The sequence below is a fragment of the Nonomuraea sp. NPDC051298 genome, from assembly GCF_055586305.1.
On record NZ_JBVJIM010000013.1, the window covers coordinates 286,209 to 309,606 of the forward strand.

A 23,398-nucleotide genomic window follows, 5' to 3' on the forward strand; every position below is an offset into this window, starting at 1 on the left:
CTCGCCGGCGCGGAGCCGTCGTGTCGTTCGAGCCACCCCGGAGGCCGATCGGGTCAGTCCTGCTGCGGGGCGGGCACGGCGCGGCGGCGCGCGGCGAGGGCCAGGAGCGGCCCGACCGCCAGGAGCACGGCGAGCACGCCGAACCCGTACGCGAGCGTCGAGGCCGTGGCGACGGCGGCGACCAGGAGCGGGCCCCCGACGTCGCCGAGTTCGCGGCCGAGTTCGGCCGAGCCCATGGTCTGGCCGAGCCGGTCGGGCGGGGTCGAGGCGGCGAGGGCGGCGAAGCCCAGCGGGGTGATCAGCCCGGTCCCCGCACCGATCAGGGCTGCGCTCGCGAGGATGCCGCCCGGGCCGGGCAGCACGGCACAGCCCAGCCCGGCCGCGGTGACCGCGAGGCCGCAGCGCAGGCCCGCCCTGAGGGTGAGGCGACCGGCGTCGAGTGCCCGCCCCGCGTACGGCTGGACGACGGCGGCGGTGGCGGCCAGCACGGACACCGCCGCTCCCGTGGCCACCGTGCCGAGCCCGGCGGCGGCACCCGACACCGGCAGGAAACCGACGCCGACCGACAGCGCCGCGGTGGCGGCGGCCAGGGCGGCCGTGGGGGCGAGGAAGGCGCGGGACGTCAGCCGCCTGGCCAGGTCGACGACGGTCTGCCGGGCCTTGGGCAGCGGCGCGACGGCGGGCACGACCAGCGCGGCCCACCCGGCGACGGCCACGGCCAGCACCGCCATGACCGCGAACAGCAGCCGCAGCCCTCCCGCCCACGCCAGCACCCCGCCCAGGAGGGGGCCGAGGGTGTAGCCGAGGGACTTGTGAAAGCCGTAGCTCCCGAACGCCCGGCCGTGCCTGGCCGCCGGATTGAGCCGGGCGACCAGCGTGGCGGCCGACGGGGAGAACGCCGAGGCGGCGGCGCCCTGGCCCAGCCGGGCGGCCCACAGCCAGCCGGGGCTGTCCGCGATCGCGTACAGGGCCGAGGCGGCGGCGAACGCCACCAGGCCGCCGAGCAGGACGGGCCTGGCGCCGACCCGGTCGGCCAGACTGCCGAACAGCGGCTTGAGCAGCACCTCCGCGCCGTCGTACAGGGCGAGCAGCCCGCCCAGGACCAGCAGCGAGGTGACCGCGTCGCCGGAGAAGGCGCCGAGGTTGGCGGCGATGGCGTGGGAGCCGAACGCGGTGGTGAACCCGGCGGCGTAAAGCGGCCACATCGCCCGCCCACGCCCCACGCCGGACGTCATGCGCCCTCTCCCGCCCCGTCCACCGCCCGCCCCTCCTCCCCGGCGGACGCCGTCGGCCGCCCTCCAGCGGTGGACGCCGTGCGTCCTGCCCCCGCGCTGCCGTGCGGGGCGGTTCCCGTCCTGCCGTGCGGGGTGGCTCCCGTGCCGCCGTGCAGGGTGGCGAAGACGCGGTCGGCGTAGTCCTCGCACACGGACGCGCACTGCCTGAGCCGCTCGCCCGCCTGTGCGGCCTCGGGGGCGCCGAACACGTCGCGGGCCGTCAGGTCGCGATGCCAGCGCCGCAGGCGTTCGAGGCTCTGCTCTTCCTCCTCCAGCTCGGCCAGCGTGAACTTGGCGTTGCGGATCTCCTTGGCGATCTCCGCCTCGAACTTGGCGCAGTCGGCCAGGAACTCGGCCCAGTCCTCCGAGCGCGCGGCGGTGAACAGCGCTTCGAGACGCGCGGCGTCATCGGGCTCGCGCCCGGACGCGCGCAGCGTCATCATCTGGCCCTCGGCCTGCTCGGTCAGCTCGGCCGCCCGGCGTACGCGGTCGGCGAAGGCGGGCACCTCCGGCACCGCCCACACGCCCGGTCCGAGCGAGAGCGCCCCGACCTTGCGCAACTCCCGCCAGACCGCGACCCGGTGCTTCGAGGGGGAGGCGGGCAGCTTGAGCACGAGGATGAGCCAGGCGAGCCCGGGATCTCCATCTGTCACACCGCCGAATGTATCAGCGGTTACATCACCCGATGGAACAGCCGGTAGCCGGGCCGCCGTTGCCGCGTTTCGTGGCGAGGAGCCGGAGCGGGCGTCGGCCATGGGCTTGACTTCACGTCGGCATGAAGTCGCATGGTGGCGTGCATGCCTGATCACACGGAACTCATCAAGCGGCTCGACCTCGCCGACGCCGTCCCGGCCGCCGTCGCGTTGCGCGCCCGTTCGTACGAACTGCTTGGGCTCCGCCCGGGAGACCGCGCCGTGGACGTGGGCTGCGGCGCGGGCCGGGCGGTGGCCGAGCTGTCCGGCAGGAAGATCGCGGCAGTCGGCGTGGACGTCAGCGAGGAGATGATCGCGGTCGCCCGGGAACGCACGCCCGACGCCGACCTCAGGATCGGCGACGCCGGCGACCTCCCGCTGCCCGACGGCGAGATGGCCGGTTACCGCGCCGACAAGGTCTACCACGAGCTGTCCGACCCCGCTCGGGCGCTGGCCGAGGCCCGGCGGGTGCTGGCCCCGGACGGCCGGATCGTCCTCGTCGGTCAGGACTGGGACACCATCGTCATCGACTCCGACCGCCCCGGCCTCACGCGGACGATCGTACGGGCCCGCGCCGACCTGGTCACCGCTCCGCGCGCCGCCCGCGGCTACCGCAACCTGCTGCTGGATGCCGGTTTCCGCGAGGTGGAGGTCGAGGTGCACGTGGGCGTCCACACCGGCCGGACGATGCTCGGACTGCTCACCGGCCTGGCCGAGGCGGTTCGGGCGGCAGGCGTCATCACCCGCGAGGAGTGCGAGGAATGGACGGCCGAGCAGACACAGCGAGCCGAACGCGACCGGCTGTTCCTCGCCCTCCCCCTCTTCCTCGCCGCCGCCACCCGGGGCGAGGGATAGCCCGCGGCGGGGCCCGCCCGTGGGGTGGGGAGTGGGGGCCGCGGGGGATCAGGGGCCCGTCGTGGGACGGCCGATCGGGGGAGAATGGGCGGCGTGCATGATGAGCCGACCGAGCGCGCCACGGGCCTGCGGGCCTTCCGCCGTTTCACCTGGTGGAGTCTCACCGTGACCATCGCCGTCTTCACCGTCCTCTTCGTCCGGGAGTGGGCCCTCGACCCACGCCTGGCGGGATGGGCCGGGGCGCTCGGCGGGGTCGCGCTCGTGGTGCTGCTCGCGACGGCCGTGGTGCTGGTCAACCGGAGGCTCACGCGCGAGCCCGGGCCCGCGCGGGTTGCCGGGTTGCCGGTCGTGTGGCTGGGGGCCGGTGGCGTGGCGGCTGCCGCGCTGGCGGCGATCGCGTTGAGCCTGCGTGACTACGAGATGTGGGCGCTGGGCCCGGCGGTGATGGTGTCGATCACGGCGACGTTCCTGCCGACGGTGTGGCGGCGGGTGTTCGTCGTCGCGGGCGCGGGCGCCGCCGCCGCGCTCGGGGTGAGTGTCAGCCTGCTGGCAGGCGACGGGCGCTGGCCGGTCGCCGCCGCGTTCCCCGCCGGGCTGATCGCGTTCGTCGCCTGGATGACGCTGGGCATGCTCTGGGCCTGGGACGTCGCCGACCGGCTGGACACCGCGCGGGGCCTGGCCGCCGAACTCGCGGTCAAGGACGAACGGCTCAGGTTCGCCGCCGACCTGCACGACATCCAGGGCCACAACCTGCAGGTCATCGCGCTCAAGAGCGAGTTGGCAGCGCGGCTGGCCGAAGCCGACCCGGCACGGGCCGCGGCCGAGATGCGGGAGGTCCAACGGCTGTCCACCGACGCGCTGCGCGAGACCCGCGCCGTGGTCCAGGGATACCGGCGCACGACGCTCGACCGCGAGTTGGGCAACGCGGCCCGGGTCCTGGCCGCGGCCGACATCGGCACGACACTGGAGAGCGACGCCGACGCGGACGTACTGCCCGAGCCGGGCCGCCACCTGCTCGGCCTGGTGGTACGCGAGGCGACCACCAACGTCCTGCGGCACAGCCGGGCGCGGCACGCCCACGTGCTGTACCGGGTCGAGGACGGGCACGCCCACCTGCGCGTCGGCAACGACGGCGTGGCGCCGCCCGGCCACGGGCCGCCCTCGGGGGAGACCGGCACCGGGCTGCGCACCCTGGCCCAACGGCTGGAGCAGGCGGGCGGAACCCTGCGGTGGCGGCACGACGACGACCGGTTCGAGGTGACGGCCTCCCTCCCAGTGGACGCCTCCGCTCCTACAACGACGCCCGACCCCGACCCCGACCCCGACCCCGACTCGGACCGCGGCTCCGACCTCCGCTCCGACCCCGACCCCGACCTCGGCCCTCGGCTTGGGTTCGGGGCCGTGTCTGGGGCGGCTTTCAGGGGTGGTGGGCGATGATCCGGCTGCTCATCGCCGACGACGAGGACCTGCTCAGGGGAGCCCTGGCCGCGCTGCTGTCCCTGGAGGACGGCATGGCCGTGGTCGCCGAGGCGGCCACCTCCACCGACGCCGTGCGGCTGACCCGCGAGCACCGGCCCGACATCGCCGTACTGGACCTGGAGATGCCACCGGCCGACGGCCTGCGGGCGGCGGAGGAGATCCGCGCCGAGTTGCCGACCAAGCTGATCCTCGTCACCCGCCACGCCCGCCCCGCAGTGCTGCGCCGCGCTCTTGCCGCGGGAGTGAGCGGGTTCGTGCCCAAGACCACCCCCGCCGGCAAGCTGGCGGAGATCATCCGTCACGTCGCCGCCGGTCGGCGCTATGTGGACCCCGACATCGCCGCCTCCGCGCTGACGGAGGACGACTGCCCGCTCACCGGGCGCGAACTCGAGGTCCTGCGCGCCTCGCGGAGCGGCGCCCCGATCAGCGAGATCGCCGCACAGGTCCATCTCGCCCCAGGCACGGTGCGCAACTACCTGTCGTCGGCCATGGCCAAGCTGGGCGTCTCCTCCCGCCACGCCGCCGCCCACCGCGCGTGGGAGGAGGGCTGGATCTGACGCGAGCCGGGGGACGTGCGCGCCTGATCAGGCGTGTGACAGATGTCATGAGATCGGGTGACATCCCCACGTCCGTGGCTGTGGTTCGGCACTACTCGCGCCGTCCCGCCTCCTCCAAGGTGGGCTCATGGATACCCCCACCCCGTACAGGAGGAGCTTCCCATGAGCAAGCCCACCACCCAGCGCGTGAGCTGGGCCCGCCGGCTGGTGCGGCGCTGGCCGACGGCGCTGGCGCTGGCGGCGGCCGCGACCTTCGGCGGAGGCGCGTCGGCCGAGGACGTCATCGGCTTCGCCCACATCCTCGTGCTCCTGCCGCTGCTGTACCTCGTCATGGCCAAGCTGCGGCGGCGCGAGGCGACCTGGCCGGGGCTGGTGATCGGGTTCGTCGCCGTCATGGGGCTGCGGATCCTGGACGTGATCCCGGCCGCCGCCGTCTTCACCGCCGTCGCGCTGGTCGTGCTGGTCTGGGCCGGGGTGGACGGGCAACTCCGCGAGGACGGCACGTTCAGGATCCAGGCGCTGGGCCTGCTCGTCTTCGGCGGGCTCGCCCTGGCCGGCCTGGTCGTCGATCCCGAGCCGGCCCGTTACCTGGTGGCCGCGGGCTGGTTCTTCCACGGCGTCTGGGACTTCGCGCACCTGAAGAAGGACCAGGTCGTCGCCCGCTCGTTCGCCGAGTGGTGCGGCGTCCTGGACATCGTGGTCGCCGTCGTACTCGTCTTCGAGCTGTGACGCCCTCGGCGAGGGGCCGGGATCAGGGGCGGAGCAGGGCGCGTACCCGGTCGATGGTCGCGCCGGCGCGCTCCAGGTTCTCCTGGAGCGTGGGGGTGACGTCGCGCAGCCGGTTCGCGATGAGGTCCCGGTCGGCGAGGAGCGCGCGGGTGGCGCCGAGGAACGCCTCGGACCTCTCGCGCTCCCCGGCCTCGGCCCGTTCCCTGGCCTGCCGGATCACGCCGACGATGGCCTCCGCCAGCCGTGCGGAGTCCATCCGCATGGCCCGGGGGTCGAGCCGCAGCTCCCGGACGCCCGCCGCGCCGCTGTACTCGACGCTCACCAGGCCGTCTCTCGACTCGGCGCGCACCGGCTCGTCCGCGTCGGGCGGTGGGCAGAGGCGGTCGAAGAAGCGGTCGGCGTCGGCCGCCAGCCGTTCGGGGTCGAGGCCGAGCGCGTGCCCCAGGTCCGAACCCAGGTTCATGTCCACGTCCGTGTCACTCCCAGGGGAAGGCGTAGGTGCCGTCGGCGGCCTGCTCCGGCACGTGTCGTCCGGTGATCGTCTGGCTGCCGGTCATGACGTCGTTGACGGCCTTGGCGCCCGCGACCTGCGGGACGCCCTGCGGCAGCACCGCTCCGCCGCGCGGACGGCGTCCGCTGAGGCCATGGGCCGTCAGGTCGCGTTCGACCCGGTTGGCCGTGCCCCAGACCAGCAGCGGGCCCTGGGCGAAGGTCGCGGCGGCGAGGTCGTTCAGGCCGCTGCGGTCGCCACGGGCGGCCTCGACGCCGACGTCCACGGCGACGACCGCGGTCAGCGCGGCGGCGCAGCCGTGCAGCAGGGCGTCGAGCAGCCGTTCCACCCCCTGGTAGCCCGCGTAGAGCGTGGTCAGGCTCCGCGTGGCCAGGACCCGGGCACTGGCCAGGGTGAGCGGGGTGACGGCCGCGCCCAGCACCCACACCGCGATGGCGGCCATCGCCGCCGCGACCAGGAACTGGAACAGGACCATCGCCGCCAGCGCCGCCCCCACCGTGTACAGCGTCAGGGCGGTGACCACGGCACGAAGCTCGATGCCGCGCAGATCGGCCAGGTACGCGTCCATGCGCCGCTGGAAGGCCCGGCCGTCCTCGCTGCGCCAGCTCGTCACCGCCACCTCGGAGACCAGCGCCGCCACGTTCAGCCGGGCCGCCGTGACGTCGTCGCGCACGGTCAGCCAGGCCCCGGCCGCGTCGAAGAACACCTGCGGGTCGTACTGGTGGACGTACATCCTCCCGACGAACGGCCAGCCCGCGGGCACGCCCAGCGCCGACAGCGTCACCCCGGCCCCCGTACCCGTCATCAGGCCCGACCTGGCCAGCTCTGCCAGGTTCACGGCGCTCCGGGGGACGGCGACCGCACGGTGTTCGCGGTTTCCGCGTCCTGCCAGGTGGCGAGGGAGAAGGTCAGGCCGTCCTGGATCCGTACGGTGTCGTCCACGCGGTGGCGCACCTCCGCCATGGTGTACGCCTCGACCTCGTTGTACGCCAGCGCCAGCGAGTAGGTGAACGAGGTGAAGGCGTTCTCCGCCACGGTGAGTGCGACCAGGCCGGGCAGCACGTCGTCGAGCGGCCTGGCCGCCTCGGGCAGCCGCGAACGGATCTCCCTGAGCCGGTCGCGCTCGATCTCCGCCTCGCGCTCGGGGATCCACGGGTCGGGGTTGATGGGCATGGGCCGCTCCGTCAGGTCGGGTGATCTCTCCAGCCTCTCCGGTGGCGGGCGGGGGCGCGTACGTCCTGACGCGACCCCTACGCGAACTCCACGCCCCACCTCACGATCTTGACGCCCGGGAGGAGACGGGCAGGCTGACGACCATGGTCAGGCCGCCCCCTGGCGTCTCCTCGGGCACGAGCGTGCCGCCCATGGCCTCGGTCAGGCCGCGCGCGAGCGCCAGCCCGAGGCCGACGCCGGTGCCGCGGTCGCCGAGCCGCTGGAAGGGCAGGAACACCTGCTCGTACGCCTCACGCGGGATGCCCGGCCCGCGGTCGACGACCCGGATCTCGACCTGGTCCTCGTGCCGGTCGGCGTTGATCAGCACCCGCACGCCGGCGGGGCTGTGGTGGACGGCGTTGGCCATGAGGTTGACCAGCACCCGCTCCAGCAGCACCGGGTCGGCCACGATCTCCGGCAGGTCGATCGCGACGTCGCCCTCGACGCGGTCGCGCAGGGCCCCGAGGTCGTCGATCGCCCGGGGCACGACCTCTTCCAGGACGACGGGCTGGAGGGTCAGGCCGAGGACGCCGGCCTGCAGGCGGCTCATGTCGAGCAGGTTGTCCACCAGGCGCTCCAGCCGGGCGAGCGACTCGTCGGCGGTGGCCAGCAGTTCCTCGCGGTCCCGCGCGGACCAGGTGACGTCCCGGGTGCGCAGGCTCTCGACGGCGGCCTTGGCGGCCGACAGCGGGGTGCGCAGGTCGTGGCTGACGGCGGCGAGCAGCGCGGTGCGCACCCTGTCCGCCTCCGCCAGCGGCTTGGCGCGTTCCGCCTCCTCCTGGAGGCGCTCCTGGCGCAGCGCGACGGCGGCCTCGGCGGCGAACGCCTCCAGGACGCGCTGGTCGCTGGCGTCCAGGAGCCCTCCGCGGGCGGCGAGCACGAGGGTGTCACTGATCGCGACGTCGGTGTCGGCGGTGCCTGGGCTGGTGGCGGGAGCCGTTCCCGAGGAGGCGATGACGCGCCACGCCGCGGGGCGGGACTGGTCCTCGGGGGTGGGCTCGCCGATGCGTTCGAGCAGGGTGACCGAGTCGAGCCCGAACGTCTCGCGCAGCCGTCCGAGGAGGGAGGGCAGGGCCGCCTCGCCGCGCAGCACCTGCCCGGCCAGCGTGGACAGCGCCTCGGCGTCCGCGCTCGCGCGGGCCGCCTCCCTGGTACGCCGGGCCGCCACGTCCACGATCGTGCTCACCGCCGTCGCGACCAGCAGGAACACGATCAACGCGAGCAGGTTCTCCGGGTTGGCGATGGTGAACTGGCCGACGGGCGGGGTGAAGTACCAGTTGAGCAGCAGCGACCCGGCCACGGCCGCGGTGAGCGCGGGCCAGGTGCCGCCGATGAGCGCCACGCCGACGACCAGGCAGAGGAAGAGCAGGATCTCGCTGGGCAGGGCGATCATGTGGCGGATGGCCAGGAGGACGGCGGTCAGCAGCGGCAGGCCCGCCACCGCGACCGCCCAGCCGATGAGTCTGCGCTTGCGGGTGAGCGCGGCCCGGGAGCGTTCCGGCCGCCGCCGTCCCTTCTTGACGTGCTCGTGGGTGACGAGGTGCACGTCGATCGAGCCGGATCTGGCCGTTGTCTCGACTCCGACGCCGCGCGAGATGATCTGGGCGAAGCGGCCGCGGCGGGAGGCGCCGAGGACGAGCTGGGTGGCGTTGACGCCGCGGGCGAAGTCGAGCAGCGCGCGCGGGATGTCGTCGCCGACGACCTGGTGGTAGGTGCCGCCCATGCTCTCCACCAGGGTGCGCTGGCGGGCCAGGCCGGCGGGGTCGCCGACGGGCGGCCCGTCGGTGCCGGTGACGTGGACGGCCAACAGGTCGGCGCCCTTGCTCCGGGCGGCGATGCGGGCGGCGCGGCGGATGAGCGTGTCGCCCTCCGGGCCGCCGGTGAGGGCGACGACCACGCGTTCGCGGGTCTCCCAGGTGGTGGCGATGCCGTGCTCGGCGCGGTAGCGGTCGAGCTGGTCGTCCACCTTGCCGGCGACCCAGAGCAGGGCCAGCTCGCGCAGGGCGGTGAGGTTGCCGACGCGGAAATAGTTCGCCAGCGCGGCGCTGACCTTCTCCGGGGCGTAGATGTTCCCGTGCGCCATCCTGCGCCGCAACGCCTCGGCCGACATGTCCACCAGCTCGATCTGGTCGGCCCGCCTGACCACCTCGTCGGGTACGGTCTCCCGTTGCGGGACGCCGGTGATCTCCTGGACGACGTCGTTGACCGATTCCAGGTGCTGGATGTTGACGGTGGAGATGACGTCGATCCCGGCGTCGAGGATCTCGTCGATGTCCTGCCAGCGCTTGACGTTCTTGGAGCCGGGCACGTTGGTGTGGGCCAGTTCGTCGATCAGCGCCACTTTGGGCGCGCGCCGGATGACGGCCTCGACGTCGAGTTCGGTGAAGGTGGCCCCGCGGTAGACGATGGTCTGGCGGGGGATCAGTTCCATGCCCTCGAGGAGGGCGGCGGTGCGGGGGCGGCCGTGGGTCTCGACGAAGCCCACGGCCACGTCCCGGCCGCGTTCGAGGGCGCGGCGGCCCTCGCCGAGCATCGCGTACGTCTTTCCGACCCCGGGCGCCGCCCCGAGGTAGACCCGCAGGCGGCCCCTCTTCACGACCGGTCCAGCGCCAGGTTCAGTTCGAGCACGTTGACGGCGGGTTCGCCCATGAAGCCGAGCGCCCGGCCCACGGTGTGCTCCTGGACGCGCCGCTCGACCTCGGCCCGGCCGAGGCCGCGCGCCCTGGCCACGCGGGGCGTCTGGAGGTGGGCGTAGGCCACGGAGATGTGCGGGTCGAGGCCGGAGCCGCTGGCGGTGACCGCGTCCGGGGGAACGGCGGGCGTCCCGGCGTCCCCCCGGACCGGCACGGTCCGCCCCGCCGCGTAGTCCTGGCCCGGCCGCGCGCACTCGACCTTCAGCCTCCGGTACTCCGGCACGAAGGGCGTGGCCGGGCACGCCTGGTTGACGCTGACGGCGCGGTCGGGGAAGACCTTCAGCACCGCGCCGACCCCGTCGGCAGTGCAGTACGGCCGGGCGCCGCTGACGCCCTCCAGCTCACCGACCGCCTTCGAGCGGGCGCAGACCTGGGTGAGCAGGGACTTCCTGGCCGGGGTGTCGATGATGTCCTCGGGCCCGAGGTTGCTCGCGCTGGTGGACGTCGTGACGTAGCCGTCGCCGGCCGCCGACGGCCGGGACTGGAAGTAGGCGGCGACGGGGGCGCCGCCGGGGCCGGTGAAGGACTGGCCGATGAGCGAGCTGCCCACGTCCTTCCCGTTCTTCTGGACGATCGAGCCGTTGGCGTGGTCGTTGAACAGCGTCTGGGCCACGCCCGTGACGACCAGCGGGTAGATCACCCCGGTGAGCACCGTCAGCGTGAGCAGCGCGCGGAGCGCCACGAGGTGCTGGCGTACCCAGGTGGGCGTGCGGTTCATTTACGACATCCCCGGAAGGAAGTGGATGATGAGGTCGATGATCTTGATGCCGATGAAGGGGGCGATGATGCCGCCCAGGCCGTAGAGGTAGAGGTTGCGCGACAGCAGCTTGGAGGCGCTGGACGGGCGGTAGCGGACGCCGCGCAGCGACAGGGGGATCAGCGCGACGATGACCAGCGCATTGAAGATCACCGCCGCCAGGACGGCTGATTGTGGGCTGGTCAGGCGCATGACGTTGAGGGCGTCGAGGCCCGGGTAGACGGCGGCGAACATGGCCGGGATGATCGCGAAGTATTTCGCGATGTCGTTGGCGATGGAGAACGTGGTCAGCGCGCCCCTGGTGATGAGGAGCTGCTTGCCGATCTCGACGATCTCGATGAGCTTGGTGGGGTTGGAGTCCAGGTCGACCATGTTCCCGGCCTCCTTGGCGGCGGAGGTGCCGGTGTTCATGGCCACGCCGACATCGGACTGGGCCAGGGCGGGGGCGTCGTTGGTGCCGTCGCCGGTCATCGCGACCAGCCGGCCGCCCTCCTGCTCCTTCCTGATGAGCGCGAGCTTGTCCTCCGGGGTGGCCTCGGCGAGGAAGTCGTCGACCCCGGCCTCGTCCGCGATGGCCTTGGCGGTCAGCGGGTTGTCACCGGTGATCATGACGGTCCTGATGCCCATGCGGCGCATCTCGTCGAAGCGTTCCCGCATGCCCTGCTTGACGACGTCCTTGAGGTGGATGACGCCGAGCACGCGGCCCTGCTCGGCGACGACGAGCGGGGTGCCGCCGGAGGCGGAGATGCCGTCCACCAGATGGCCGACCTCGTCGGTGGGGTGGCCGCCGTGGCGGCGTACCCACTGCATGACGGCGGTGGCGGCGCCCTTGCGGATCTGGCGCTCGCCCAGGTTGACGCCGGACATGCGGGTCTGGGCGGTGAAGGGCACCCACTGGGCGCCCTGGAGGTCGCGCTCGCGCAGGCCGTAGTGCTGTTTGGCGAACACCACGATCGAACGGCCCTCCGGGGTCTCGTCGGCCAGGCTGGAGATCTGCGCGGCCTCGGCCAGCTCCTGCTCGGTGACGCCGTCGACGGGGACGAACTGGCCGGCCTCCCGGTTGCCCAGCGTGATGGTGCCGGTCTTGTCCAGCAGCAGCGTGGACACGTCCCCGGCCGCCTCGACCGCCCGCCCCGACATGGCCAGGACGTTGCGCTGGACGAGCCGGTCCATCCCGGCGATGCCGATGGCCGACAGCAGCGCGCCGATCGTGGTCGGGATCAGGCAGACCAGCAGCGAGACCAGGACGACGCCGGTCACGCCGTCGGCGGTCAGGGCCAGGGAGTCGGGCACGCCGGGATTGATCGACTTGGAGTAGATCGCCAGGGGCTGCATCGTCGCCGTGGCGACCAGGAAGATGATGGTCAGGGCGGCCAGCAGGATGTTGAGCGCGATCTCGTTCGGCGTCTTCTGCCGGTTCGCGCCCTCCACGAGGGCGATCATCCGGTCGATGAAGCTCTCGCCGGGCTTCTGGGTGATCTGGACGATGATCCGGTCGGACAGCACCCTGGTGCCGCCGGTCACGGCGCACCGGTCGCCGCCCGACTCGCGGATCACGGGGGCCGACTCGCCGGTGATCGCCGACTCGTCCACGCTCGCGATGCCCTCGACCACGTCGCCGTCGCCGGGGATGACCTCCCCGGCCTCCACGATCACGTGGTCGCCCTGCCTGAGGTCGGGCGCGCTCACGGACTCCCAGTGGGCGGGGTCGCCGGGGTCGGTGAGGCGGCGGGCCTGGGTCTCGGTCTTCGCCTGGCGCAGGGTGGCGGCCTGCGCCTTGCCCCGGCCCTCGGCCACGGCCTCGGCCAGGTTGGCGAAGACGACGGTCAGCCACAGCCACACCGTGATGGCCCAGGCGAAGAACGACGGGTCGAGCACGGCCAGGACGGTGGTGAAGACCGCGCCGACCTCGACGATGAACATGACGGGGTTACGCCACAGCGTGACCGGGTTGAGCTTCCTCAGCGCGTCCGGCAGCGAGCGGATCAGTTGCCCGGGGTCGAGCAGACCGCCGCCGACCTTCTGCTGTGCGGCCCGCATCGCCTACCGCAGCCCTTCCGCGAGCGGCCCGAGCGCCAGCGCGGGCAGGAACGTGAGGGCGACCAGGATGATCGTCACGCCGACGACCATGCCGACGAACTGCGGCCGGTGGGTCGGCAGCGTGCCCGCGCCGCCGGGGACGGGCGACTGCGCCGCCAGCGAACCGGCCAGCGCCAGCACCAGGACGATCGGCAGGAACCGGCCGAGGGCCATGCACAGGCCGAGCGTGGTGTTGAAGAAGGCGGTGTTCGCACTGATCCCGGCGAAGGCGGAGCCGTTGTTGTTCGAGGCGCTGGTGTAGGCGTAGAGGATCTCCGACAGGCCGTGCGGGCCGGAGTTCAGCATGGCCGCGCGGCCCATCGGCGTCCCCATCGCCAGTGCCGTGCCGATCAGCACCAGCACCGGGGTCACCAGGAAGTACAGCGAGGCCAGCTTGATCTCGCGCGCGCCGATCTTCTTGCCCAGGTATTCGGGCGTGCGGCCGACCATCAGCCCGGCCACGAACACCGTGATCACGGCCAGGATCAGGATGCCGTACAGGCCCGAGCCGGTGCCGCCGGGCGCGACCTCGCCGAGCATCATGTTGAAGATCAGCATGCCGCCGCCGATCGCCGTGTACGAGTCGTGCGCCGAGTCCACCGCGCCCGTGCTCGTGAGGGTCGCGGCCGAGGCGAACAGGGCCGAGTCCGAGGTGCCGAAGCGGACCTCGCGGCCCTCCGCCGACTGCCCGGCCGCCTGCGGGACGGTGCCGTTCGCGCTCGTCTCGGACCAGTTGGTCACGAAGACGCTGAGGAGGGCGATGATCGCCATCACCGTCACGATCGCGTACCCCTGGCGGTGGTCGCCCACCATCCGGCCGAACGTGCGCGGCAGGCAGGCGGCGATCACCGTCAGCAGGAAGATCTCCACCCAGTTCGTCCACGACGTGGGGTTCTCGAAGGGGTGGGCGGAGTTGACGTTGAAGAGGCCGCCGCCGTTCGTGCCCAGGGTCTTGATCGCCTCCTGTGAGGCCACCGCGGCCGGGGTGAACGTCTGCTCGCCGCCGGTCAGCGTCGTCCACGTGCTGTGACCGGCGAACGTCTGGATCGCCCCGCCGGCCACCAGCACCACCGCCGCCACGAACGCGATCGGCAGCAGCACGCGTACGGTGCCGCGGACGAGGTCCGCCCAGAAGTTGCCGATCGTGCCGGACCTGCGCCGGGCGAACCCGCGGACGAGCGCCATGGCCACCGCCAGGCCGACGGCCGCGGAGACGAAGTTCTGCACGGCCAGGCCGGCCGTCTGCACGAGATGGCCCATCGTGGACTCGCCCGAGTACGCCTGCCAGTTCGTGTTGGTCGCGAAGCTGACCGCGGTGTTCCAGGCCAGCGCCGGTTCGACCGGCTTCATCCCCAGGGACAGGAACAGGTGGCTCTGCAGGCGCTGGAGGCCGTACAGGAAGAGGATCGACATGACCGAGAACGCCAGCACGCCCCGCGCGTACCCACTCCACGGCTGCTCGACGCCCGGCCGGACGCCCAGCAACCGGTAGGCCAGCCGCTCGACGGCGGAGTGCCGGGTGCCCGTGTAGACCCGGTAGAGGTAGTCGCCCAGCGGCCGGTAGCAGAGGGCCAGGGCCACCAGCAGCGACCCGATGAACACGATCCCCGCCGCGGTCGCGGACATCAGAACCGCTCCGGGAACAGCAGGGCCACGACCATGAAGACGACCAGGGCCGTGACCACCGCGAGGCCGGTGGCGTTGACGGCGTTCACAGCCGTTCCACTGCCCTGACGACCAGCCCCAGGACCGCGAAGACCGCGACCGTCAGGGCGACGAAGACGACGTCGGCCATCCCCCACTCCTCAATCGGACCATGATGTTGGTCGTTCCCCGGCGAGGGCGGGCTCAAGGTCGGCGCGTCCCGAGCTTTGGGGCGCATTGCCGTTCTTGGCGGAATCCATGCGGGCCCGAGAGCCGGAGATCGGCGAGGTGAGGGCTGGGCTTGAGCGGGGCGACGGTTGTCCCGGGTCCGACGGCGGTGGGCAGGGACCTCCAGGGAACCCTCGATCGTGGCGATCGGCAGGAACCCCCGTCACCCCCCGATCGTTCAGAGGGCGAATGGCTCGGTCCCTTTGAGACGGGGAGATCAACCGTGGTCTTCAAACGGCTGCGCGACGCCTTCGGTGCGGGCGCACCCTCGATAGCCGTCATCCTCAACACCCCACGCACCCAGCCCGGCGGCATGCTGTCCGGCGAGGCCCGGCTGAAGGGCGGCGAGTTCGACGCCGCGCTCGACCGGATCGGCCTGGGCCTGATCACCTTCCCGGGCCCCGCGCTGACCGAGGGCGAGGAGTTCGCCCAGACCCGGATCTCGGGGCCGCTCGTCGTCCGTCAGGGCGAGGAACGGGCCTTCGAGTTCCAGGTCGCGGTCCCGTGGGAGACGCCGATCAGCGAGATCGGCGGCCGGCACCTGCCCGGCATGGCGCTCGGCGTACGCGCCGAGGTGGCCACCACCACGGTCGTCGACCAGGCCGATCCCGACCTGGTCGCCGTCCGGCCGTTGCCGTCCCAGTCGCGGGTCCTGCAGGCGTTCGCGCGGCTCGGCTTCCCCTTCAAGACCGCCGCCCTGCGGACCGGCGGGCCGGATCGCGGGGGCCGGGAGCTGCCCTTCCACCAGCAGATCGAGTTCTTCCCGCCCAGCCACCACACCGGGATCGTGCACGGGGTCGGGCTGGCGTTCGTGCCCAGCCTCGACGGCCTGGACGTGGTGCTGGAGGCGGACCAGCTCGGGGGCCGGCTCTCCCCGTGCGCGGAGCGTTTCCGGCTGACCCACGAGGAGGCGCTGCGTACCGACTGGCCCAGTGTGATCGACCGGTGGCTCGCCGGGCTGGCCCATCACGTCCGCGGCGTCGATCGCGGGCCGGGACGGGACCGGCCGGTCACGTGAGCGGGCCCGGCGACGGGTCCTCCTTTCCGGGCAGGCGGCACGAGGTCATCCCGCCACGCGCATTTTCCGATCGGTGGAAAGGGTTTTGACGCCTTCAGGGCGCGTGGAGAATGCGTCAGGGTCTGTGGCGAAAACGTGAGGATGGCGTAGAAAAACGGCTTCCGCAGGGCTTTAGCCGGTTATATGAAAGGCGTGTGCCCCTGAAAGGAACGGCGGATGCGCGGAAGTCCTGTGGGTGTGCTGCTCCCGGCCGGGTTCGTGTACGCGATCGGCGCGTGTGCCGTCGCCGCGCTGGCCTTCGCCGAGACCGCGGATCGGGTCGTGCTGGTGGCCGCGGAGGTCGGGGTGTTCGGCGCGTGGGCGGGGCACTACCTCGCCGCGCCCGTCACGGGCGTGATGGCCTGGTGCTTCACCACGGGCTTCCTGGTGCACGCGGAGGGCGAGCTGACCTTCGAGGCCGCTGATCTGGAGCGGCTGGTCACGTTCACCGTCGCGGCGCTCGTGGGCTGCGCCTTCGCGCACGTCTTCCGGCCGCGCGGCCCGCGCCGCCCGTCGCGGTCCAGGGCCGCGGCCAGACGGGCCCCCGTCCTGCTGGGACACCTCCACGGGCCCGGCGGCGTCGCACACGAGGAGCCCTGACGGCGGGCCCTGGCGGCGGGTACTGAGCGAACCCGACGGCGTATTTTCCGCGTAGGTATTCGGGACGCGTGCGTCAGGAAGGCGTAGGGATGTGCGCTTGCGGGCCGGTGGCAGGCGCAACATGGGGGTGAAAATCCCCTTTAGGAGTATTCCGTAATGTCCGTTGTCAAGGAACGCGCCACCGCCAAGGAGCCCGCCGATACCGGTGAGCGGCACCGGCTGTCCGTCGTCGGCGGGCTCTCCGCGCTGTCGCTGGACGCCATGGCGTCGGTGGCGTACGGGCCCGAGGCGATCGTCCTGGTCCTGGCCCTGGCCGGTGGCGCGGGGCTCGGGTTCACCATCCCGGTCACGCTCACGATCGCGGCCCTGCTGGCCGTGCTGACCCTCTCCTACCGGCAGGTCATCGCGGCCTTCCCCGAGGGCGGCGGCGCCTACGGGGTGGCCAAGACCTACCTCGGACGGCGGGCCGGTCTGGTGGCCGGGGCCTCGCTGGTCATCGACTACGTGCTCAACGTCGCCGTCTCGGTGGCCGCCGGGGTCGCCGCGCTCACCTCCGCCTTCCCTGAGCTGCTGCCGTACACGGTGTGGTTGTGCCTGGCGGTGCTGGCCCTGGTCACGGCGGTCAACCTGCGCGGGATCGCGCACAGCGCCCGCGCGTTCGTCGTCCCGACCGCGGTGTACGTGGGCGCGATCCTGCTCGTCATCGTGGCCGGGCTGCTGCGCGGCGGGCCCGCCGTGGACGTCACGCACCAGGCGGCGAGCCTGCAGACGGTGGGCGTGCTGTTGCTGCTGAAGGCGTTCGCGAACGGCTGCGCCTCCCTGACCGGCGTGGAGGCCATCGCGAACGCGGTCCCGTCGTTCAGGCGGCCCCGCGTGCGCCGGGCGCAGCGGGCGGAGGTGGCGCTGGGCGGGCTGCTGGCCGTGATGCTGCTGGGCATCGCCGCGCTCATCGAGAAGTTCGCCATCGCCCCGGCGGACGGCGTGACGGTCCTCGCGCAGGTCACCCGGGCGTCGCTGGGGGACGGGCCGCTGTTCTACCTCGTCCAGTTCGCCACCGTGGTGCTGCTGGCGCTGGCCGCCAACACCTCCTTCGGCGGCCTGCCGGTGCTGGCGCAACTGCTGGCCCGCGACAACAACCTGCCGCACTTCTTCGCCCTGCGCGCCGACCGGCAGGTGCACCGCTACGGCATCGGCTTCCTGGCCGTCACCAGCGCCCTGCTGCTCGTCGTGGCCAGGGGCGAGATGAACCTGCTGGTCCCGCTGTTCGCGATCGGGGTGTTCGTCGGGTTCACGCTGTCGCAGGCCGGCATGGTTCGGCACTGGGTGGGGAGCCGCCCCGCCGGGTGGAGATGGCGGGCGGCGCTGAACGGGTTCGGCGCGCTGCTGACGTTCGTGGCCGCGATCGTGGTCACGCTGTCGAAGTTCGGCGAGGGCGGCTGGCTGATCGTGGTGGCGCTGCCGTTGCTGGTCGCGGGCATGGAATGGGTCAACCGCTCCTACGCGCGCATCGGGGCGCGACTGGAGCTGGGCAGGACCCCTGAGCCGCCCCGCCCGCGCCGCTCCCTGGTGGTGGTGCCGGTGCACGCGGTGACGCGGCTGACCAGGGACGTCCTGTCCGCGGCGCTGTCGCTGGGCGACCGGGTGGTGGCCGTGAACGTCACCCACCCCGAGGACGAGCAGCAGGCCAGGGCCTTCGTCGGCGACTGGGAGCGGTGGGCGCCCGAGGTGGAGCTGGTCCAGCTCTTCGACGCGCACCGGCGGCTGGACGAGCCGTTGCTCACGTACCTGGCCCAGGTGCCCGAGCCGCACGTGTTCGTGCTGATCGCCGAGGTCGAGCCCGAGCACGCCTGGCAGCGCCTGCTGCAGAACCAGCGCGGCGCCGTGCTGGCCAGGGCGCTGCGCCGCCGTACGGACGCGGTGGTGTGCCGGATGCGCTTCCGCGTCCGATAAGCCCGCCGTCCCCAAAGCCCGTGTCCCGTGAGCGCGTCCGTCAGGAGAGTTCCGCGGGCAGGCCGTGCGGATCGACCCGCGCGACGATCAGCCCCGGGGTGTTGGACGCCTTCGCGGCGGCGAGCGCCTGGTCGAAGGCCGCCGCCGTGTCCACGGACCGGGCGAACGGCACGCCCAGGCCCGTCGCGAAGGCGACGAAGTCCCACCGGTTCAGCACCACGTACGGCTTCGGCTGCGCGCCGGCGTTGCCGAAGTACCCGGAGTCGATGAGGAACTGCTCGAAGCCGTAGATCCCGTTGTCGATGACGACGACGACCGGGTTGCGCCCGTACCGGACCATCGTGGAGAGCGCCTGCGCGGTCATGTGGAAGCCGCCGTCGCCGCAGACGACCAGCGGACGGCGGCTCGACCCGAACGACGCGCCGACCGCGGCGGCCACGGAGTGCCCGATGGAGGCCCACACGGCGCTGCACAGGAACGCGTCACGGCCCTTGACCGGCAGGTTCGCCGCCGAGGCGACACCGAGGAAGGTGTCGGGGACCACGAGCCACGAGGCGTCCAGCGCGGCGCCGATGCGGTCGAACACCTGACGGTAGGTCAGCGGGCCGGTCGCGGCGGGCGCCGCGGGGTCCACGGCGGCGGGCACCGGCGTGGGCGCCTGCCTGGCGGCCTCGGTGACCATCGCGGTCACGAGCGCGCCCAGCTCCGCGTTCTGCTTGGCGGCGTTCTTGATCTTCACCTTGCCGTCGTACGCGGTGACGATCCGGTTGACGCCGCCGCTCACGAGCGTGGCGTAGCCGCTCGGGAACACGCAGCCGAGCATGAGGATCAGGTCCGCGTTCGCGACCGCGCCGGCGGCGGAGGGCAGGGAGTTCGGCGGCGCGAAGACGCCGACCCAGCCGTTGCCCTGCTCGGGCAGTACCGACTTGGCGAGCAACTGGGCCGACCAGCGGACGCCGAGCTTGGCGATCAGGTCGGCCACCTTGTCAGCCAGCCCGTACCGCTGGATCTCGGTGCCCACGAGAACCAGCGGCGCCGACGCCGCCCGTACGAGCCCGACGATCGTGGCGGCGAGCTGCTGCTCGGTGCCCGCCGCCGGATTGCTGACGGGCAGCGCCCCGGTCGGGGCCGGGCAGGTCGCCGTCCAGATGTCCCGGTTGATCTCGACGTAGACCGGGCGCTTGCGCCTGATCGCGGTGGAGATCGCGTTGTCGACCAGCGCGGGCACGTCGGCGGCTCGCCCGGCGCGGGCCGCGCTCGCGGTGACGAGCTGGTACGCCGCCAGATCCCCGTCCGGCCGGCCGGTCGAGTGCGAGAACAGGACGTCGAAGTCCTTCAGGTTGGCCAGGTTGGCGGCGTTCGGGCCGCCGTTGAGCACCACCACCGGGCTGCGCTCGACGAAGGCTCCGGCGATGGCGTTGACCATGCTCAGCATGCCCACGCCGTTGGCGACCGCGACCGCGCCGAGGCCCTTCGTGCGCGCGTAGCCGTCCGCGGCGTACCCGGCTTCCAGATCGGCCGCGGTCACGACCGCCTTGATGCTGTGGCTGCCGACGGCGTCGAACAGCGGCGCGCAGAAGGCCGCCGGCACGCCGAAGAGCGTGTCGACGCCCTGCTGGCTCAGCCGTTCGAGCACGTAGTCGGCGACGGTGAAGGGCACGGTGACGCTCCAGTGCCGCCCCGCCACGCGGCGGGGCCGGTCGGTCGGTCGGAAACGGTGAGTCGGAACTCGGTCAGTCGGAACTCGGTCAGTCGGAACTCGGTCAGTCGGAGAGGGACAGCCGCGGGTCGACCAGCCGCTCGTTGTCCGGGTGATCGATGTGGAACCTCGGCAGCGGCACGCGCGCGGCCTCGCCGAACGCGGCGGCGATGTGCCGCACCAGGCCGGTGCACACGGTCTTCGATGGGACCTCGTCATCGACGCCCATCTCGGTGGTGCCGCCGATGACGACGTGGTCCGCGCGCGGGAACAGGTAGCCGTTGCGGCCGTAGAGGTAGTGCAGGTTGGGCTGTGGTCGCAACATCGCGAGCTGTCCCTTGATGGCCAGCAGGTTGGAGTCGTTCCACAGGGTCTTCGCGCCGAGCCCGGTGCAGTTGACGATGATCTGCTGGGCCAGCGTGAGCACGTCGGCCTTGTCGGCGAACCGGCGCGTCACGAACGTGACGCCGCGCGCCCTCAGGTCGTGCTCCAGCCGGGCGAGGAAGATCGGCGGCTCGACGAGCAGCGTCTGGTACTTGTGGCCCGGCTGATCGTGGTGGTTCTGGAACGGCAGCCCGGGAAGGTCCTCGCGGGGCGGCAGCAGGCCGGGCACCAGCTCCATGACCGTGTCCAGGCCCGGGGTGCGGCTGATGCTGTAGTTGGGCACCTCGGAGACGCCGTAGCCGTTGCCGATGCTCTGCTTGAACGTCGTGTAGGCCGTCTTGACGATGCCCTTGAGCTCCTGCTCCTTGCCGGCGAACTCCATGATGGAGACCGCCCACTGGCCCCCGGCCCGCCACGACGTGGTGTCGCGCGGCAGGCGGTCGGCGTAGATCGTGACCCTGAGCCCGAGGTCGAGCAGCCGCGTGGCGGCCGTGAGCCCCATGACGCCCGCGCCCAACACCGCGGCCTCCGTCTGGGGCGAGCCGGCCAGGAACGTCCGGACGAGGTCCTTCACCCTGGCCGCGCAGCCCCAGCTCATACTGATGCCGGCGCCGCCGTGCCCGTAGTTGTGCACGACGAACTTGCCGGACGGGCGTTCGGTGTCGAGCCGGTAGGAGCCCTGGCGATACGGCCTCACCCCCGCCAGGCACGCGCCCGGCGCGTCGGGGTCGAAGGCGAAGTCGGGCGTCGGCAGGTCGGTCACTGTGCGCACGCGGCCGTGAGCCATGGTCCATCCCCCCATCGGTGCGCTCCGATGCGCCACCGGCACGGTGGCCACCCCTACGCGTACCCGGGGCCACGCGTGGCCCATGCGCCAGATCCGGCACCTTGACCCTTTTGATGGTGGATGTTTCCGTGGCGGGCGCGGTCACGGGCACGGTCTGCATGGACGCCCGCGGCCGCACGACGGTCCGTTCGGCTCAGCGGCCCGTTCGGCTCAGCGGCCCGTTCGGCTCAGCCGGTCAGGAAGCCGCCCGACGCGTCGATGTCCGTGCCCACCACGGCGGTCGCGTCGTCGGAGGCCAGCCACATCACCACGCGGGCCATCTCCTGCGGCCGGACGATCCGCTTGATCGGATAGTCCTGCGCGATCTGCTCGTACGTCACCCCGAAGGCCCTGGCCGCCCGCTCCAGCATCGGAGTGTCCACCGCGCCAGGGGCCAGGGCGTTGACGCGGATGTTCCGGTCGGCGTACTCCAGCGCGGCCACCTTGGTGAGCGACGCCACCGCGTGCTTGCTCGCGTTGTACGGAGAGATCGTGGCGAAACCGACCTCGGCCGAGATGGACGCGGTGTTGACGATGATCCCGGCGCCTTGGCGGAGCATGTGCGGAATCTCGTACTTCATGGACAGGAACACCCCGGCCGCGTTCGTCCGCCAGACCTGCTCGAAGTCGTCGAGCGTCTGCTCGTGGAGCGGCGCGGCCCGCGGGCTCTCGATGCCCGCGTTGTTGAAGGCGATGTCGATGCGCCCATGGCGGCGTACGCACGCCTCCACCAGCGCCCGTACGTCGCCCTCCTTCGTCACGTCGGCCCGCAGGTACACGGCGTCCCCGCCGAACCCCCTGATCTCCCGCTCGTGACGCCTCCCGAGTTCCTCGCGCCGCCCGCAGAAGAACACCCGCGCGCCCTGCCGGGCCATCTCGTACGCGGTGGCCTGCCCGATGCCCGACGTCGCCCCGGTGATGAGGACCACCTTGCCGGCGAAGCGCCCGCGCGGGTCGGCCCTGCCTTCGGAGGGGGCGGGCGGGTTCTGCGTGTTCGCCAGAACGGGCGCGGCGCCGGCCACGCCCCCGGCTGCCAGCGCCATCGCGCCCGTGGCGCCGGTCGTGAGGATCGCCCGTCTCGACGGCCGCGGCTGTTCGCTCATGAAGTCTCTCCGCTCGGTGTGATGGGATCGATCATCATGGTCGGGCGCGGGCGTTCTCAGGGTCCAATACCTGTGCCCATAACCGTCGGCTATGGCAGGGGCGGTCAGTTCACGCAGTCCTGGGTCTTGAGGCCGAGGGCCAGCTCCACCACCTTGCCCTGGCGGTTGACGCCGAAGTAGTAGTACGCGTCGCGGTTGCCGGGCACGGTGGCGTAGTAACCGCTCACCTGGCTCTTGACGCCCGGGTACGCCCTCTTGACCTGGCCGAGGGTCGAGCCGACGCCGATGCCCGCGGGGGTGCGCACCCGGTCGGGGGCGAAGATGACGGCGACGCCGCGCTTCTTGGAGAGGTAGAGGCTCACCTCGTTCTTGGGGTTCGGGTGGGCCTTGTAGTCCCAGGCGGAGCAGTAGTCGTTCCACTTGAGCACGAGCTTGCCGGTGGCCTTGGCCTGCTTGGCGGTCATCCCCAGCTTGACGCCGCCGTAGCCGAGGGGACCGAAGGTGCCCGGCGCGGTGGCGGCCGCCACCTGGACCTGTGCGGCGGACGCGGCGCCCGCCGGGCTCGCGATCGCGAGTGCCGCTCCGGTGACCACCAGTCCCGCCGCCAGCCGAGTCATCTTCATTCCCGTCACTCCGTTTCTCAGATGGGCGTGATTTACGCCCCTTTCTGTGATGGCGTACGCCGACGGAAAGTTCGCGGCTGTGGGGCGATCTTCACGTACGGAGGCGGTGGGGCGTCAGGTGGGCGGGACCGTGACCACGATCCACGCGGTGAAGCCCGATGTCATCGTCGCTCGTCCTTTCCGGCATGGGAGATCGTTCTCGTCGCGCCCCAGGCTAGGGACGGCGACTACAGATCCACTACAGAGCCGGATACGGAAAGCACCGGACGTCGTGAGCCGCGAGGCGCGACCCCGCGGCCACGTCGCCGCACGGTCGGCCTCCTACGTCAGCCCAGGTCGAGTGCCCTGCTCACCTGGCGCCAGTCGACGAACTTGAAGTTCGTGGGCCAGAGCTAGGGCCTCCGTCAACCGGACATTCCAGACCAGCCAGAATTCAGCGCCTGACC

At 72.4% G+C, this 23,398-nt stretch carries 22 protein-coding genes; 7 read left to right on the plus strand and 15 right to left on the minus strand.

Annotated features, from left to right (window positions below; genetic code table 11):
- Positions 1-53: 53 nt before the first annotated feature.
- Positions 54-1,235: an MFS transporter gene (locus tag ACZ6S0_RS32920; protein ID WP_465923199.1), complete on the minus strand. Its 1,182-nt coding sequence runs from the start codon at positions 1,233-1,235 to the stop codon at positions 54-56.
- On the minus strand, positions 1,232-1,927 hold the full coding sequence (locus tag ACZ6S0_RS32925; protein WP_465923200.1) for a Chromate resistance protein ChrB: 696 nt from the start codon (positions 1,925-1,927) through the stop codon (positions 1,232-1,234). Before ACZ6S0_RS32925 ends, ACZ6S0_RS32920 begins: the two co-directional genes overlap by 4 nt.
- A 144-nt stretch (positions 1,928-2,071) precedes the next feature.
- Between ACZ6S0_RS32925 and ACZ6S0_RS32930 the strand changes: the two genes are divergently transcribed.
- The 4 genes from ACZ6S0_RS32930 to ACZ6S0_RS32945 all read left to right on the plus strand — a co-directional run bounded on the left by ACZ6S0_RS32930 (position 2,072) and on the right by ACZ6S0_RS32945 (position 5,586).
- On the plus strand, positions 2,072-2,821 hold the full coding sequence (locus ACZ6S0_RS32930; RefSeq protein ID WP_465923201.1) for a methyltransferase domain-containing protein: 750 nt from the start codon (positions 2,072-2,074) through the stop codon (positions 2,819-2,821).
- Positions 2,822-2,914: 93 nt separating this feature from the next.
- Entirely contained in the window at positions 2,915-4,258 is a 1,344-nt protein-coding gene (locus tag ACZ6S0_RS32935) for a sensor histidine kinase (RefSeq protein ID WP_465923202.1), read from the plus strand.
- On the plus strand, positions 4,255-4,857 hold the full coding sequence (locus tag ACZ6S0_RS32940; protein WP_465923203.1) for a response regulator transcription factor: 603 nt from the start codon (positions 4,255-4,257) through the stop codon (positions 4,855-4,857). Before ACZ6S0_RS32935 ends, ACZ6S0_RS32940 begins: the two co-directional genes overlap by 4 nt.
- Positions 4,858-5,019: 162 nt before the next feature.
- Positions 5,020-5,586: a hypothetical protein gene (locus ACZ6S0_RS32945; protein ID WP_465923204.1), complete on the plus strand. Its 567-nt coding sequence runs from the start codon at positions 5,020-5,022 to the stop codon at positions 5,584-5,586.
- A gap of 22 nt (positions 5,587-5,608) precedes the next feature.
- Here ACZ6S0_RS32945 and ACZ6S0_RS32950 read toward each other — a convergent pair whose 3' ends face one another.
- The 9 genes from ACZ6S0_RS32950 to ACZ6S0_RS32990 form a co-directional block, all read right to left on the minus strand.
- Positions 5,609-6,049: a YbaB/EbfC family nucleoid-associated protein gene (locus ACZ6S0_RS32950; protein ID WP_465923205.1), complete on the minus strand. Its 441-nt coding sequence runs from the start codon at positions 6,047-6,049 to the stop codon at positions 5,609-5,611.
- A gap of 13 nt (positions 6,050-6,062) precedes the next feature.
- A complete protein-coding gene (locus ACZ6S0_RS32955) occupies positions 6,063-6,935 on the minus strand; it encodes a hypothetical protein (protein WP_465923206.1) in 873 nt (290 codons plus the stop codon).
- Positions 6,932-7,270, minus strand: a complete 339-nt coding sequence (locus ACZ6S0_RS32960) for a hypothetical protein (protein WP_465923207.1) — start codon at positions 7,268-7,270, stop codon at positions 6,932-6,934. Before ACZ6S0_RS32960 ends, ACZ6S0_RS32955 begins: the two co-directional genes overlap by 4 nt.
- A 100-nt stretch (positions 7,271-7,370) precedes the next feature.
- Positions 7,371-9,905: a sensor histidine kinase gene (locus ACZ6S0_RS32965; protein WP_465923208.1), complete on the minus strand. Its 2,535-nt coding sequence runs from the start codon at positions 9,903-9,905 to the stop codon at positions 7,371-7,373.
- A complete protein-coding gene (locus tag ACZ6S0_RS32970; RefSeq protein WP_465923209.1) occupies positions 9,902-10,720 on the minus strand; it encodes a potassium-transporting ATPase subunit C in 819 nt (272 codons plus the stop codon). Before ACZ6S0_RS32970 ends, ACZ6S0_RS32965 begins: the two co-directional genes overlap by 4 nt.
- Positions 10,721-12,799: a potassium-transporting ATPase subunit KdpB gene (gene kdpB / locus ACZ6S0_RS32975; RefSeq protein WP_465923210.1), complete on the minus strand. Its 2,079-nt coding sequence runs from the start codon at positions 12,797-12,799 to the stop codon at positions 10,721-10,723.
- Positions 12,800-12,802: 3 nt separating this feature from the next.
- On the minus strand, positions 12,803-14,464 hold the full coding sequence (gene kdpA, locus ACZ6S0_RS32980) for a potassium-transporting ATPase subunit KdpA (protein ID WP_465923211.1): 1,662 nt from the start codon (positions 14,462-14,464) through the stop codon (positions 12,803-12,805).
- A complete protein-coding gene (gene kdpF, locus ACZ6S0_RS32985) occupies positions 14,464-14,553 on the minus strand; it encodes a K(+)-transporting ATPase subunit F (protein ID WP_465923212.1) in 90 nt (29 codons plus the stop codon). Before kdpF ends, kdpA begins: the two co-directional genes overlap by 1 nt.
- Positions 14,550-14,720, minus strand: a complete 171-nt coding sequence (locus tag ACZ6S0_RS32990; protein WP_465923213.1) for a hypothetical protein — start codon at positions 14,718-14,720, stop codon at positions 14,550-14,552. The genes kdpF and ACZ6S0_RS32990 overlap by 4 nt, the downstream gene beginning before the upstream one ends.
- Before the next feature lie 213 nt (positions 14,721-14,933).
- Between ACZ6S0_RS32990 and ACZ6S0_RS32995 the strand changes: the two genes are divergently transcribed.
- From ACZ6S0_RS32995 to ACZ6S0_RS33005, 3 genes are all read left to right on the plus strand, one after another.
- On the plus strand, positions 14,934-15,728 hold the full coding sequence (locus ACZ6S0_RS32995; protein WP_465923214.1) for a sporulation protein: 795 nt from the start codon (positions 14,934-14,936) through the stop codon (positions 15,726-15,728).
- 216 nt (positions 15,729-15,944) lie between these two features.
- A complete protein-coding gene (locus ACZ6S0_RS33000) occupies positions 15,945-16,367 on the plus strand; it encodes a hypothetical protein (protein ID WP_465923215.1) in 423 nt (140 codons plus the stop codon).
- A 156-nt stretch (positions 16,368-16,523) separates the two neighbouring features.
- Positions 16,524-18,317 carry an APC family permease gene (locus tag ACZ6S0_RS33005; protein WP_465923216.1) on the plus strand — a complete coding sequence of 598 codons (1,794 nt, stop codon included), beginning with the start codon at positions 16,524-16,526 and terminating at the stop codon, positions 18,315-18,317.
- Between the two features lie 40 nt (positions 18,318-18,357).
- Here ACZ6S0_RS33005 and ACZ6S0_RS33010 read toward each other — a convergent pair whose 3' ends face one another.
- The 4 genes from ACZ6S0_RS33010 to ACZ6S0_RS33025 all read right to left on the minus strand — a co-directional run bounded on the left by ACZ6S0_RS33010 (position 18,358) and on the right by ACZ6S0_RS33025 (position 22,952).
- Positions 18,358-19,977: a thiamine pyrophosphate-binding protein gene (locus ACZ6S0_RS33010; protein ID WP_465923217.1), complete on the minus strand. Its 1,620-nt coding sequence runs from the start codon at positions 19,975-19,977 to the stop codon at positions 18,358-18,360.
- Between the two features lie 103 nt (positions 19,978-20,080).
- Entirely contained in the window at positions 20,081-21,187 is a 1,107-nt protein-coding gene (locus tag ACZ6S0_RS33015) for an FAD-dependent oxidoreductase (protein ID WP_465923218.1), read from the minus strand.
- Positions 21,188-21,414: 227 nt separating this feature from the next.
- Positions 21,415-22,329, minus strand: coding sequence for an SDR family NAD(P)-dependent oxidoreductase (locus ACZ6S0_RS33020; protein WP_465923219.1), 915 nt, complete (start codon positions 22,327-22,329; stop codon positions 21,415-21,417).
- Between the two features lie 104 nt (positions 22,330-22,433).
- A complete protein-coding gene (locus ACZ6S0_RS33025; protein ID WP_465923220.1) occupies positions 22,434-22,952 on the minus strand; it encodes a hypothetical protein in 519 nt (172 codons plus the stop codon).
- Positions 22,953-23,398: the final 446 nt, after the last annotated feature.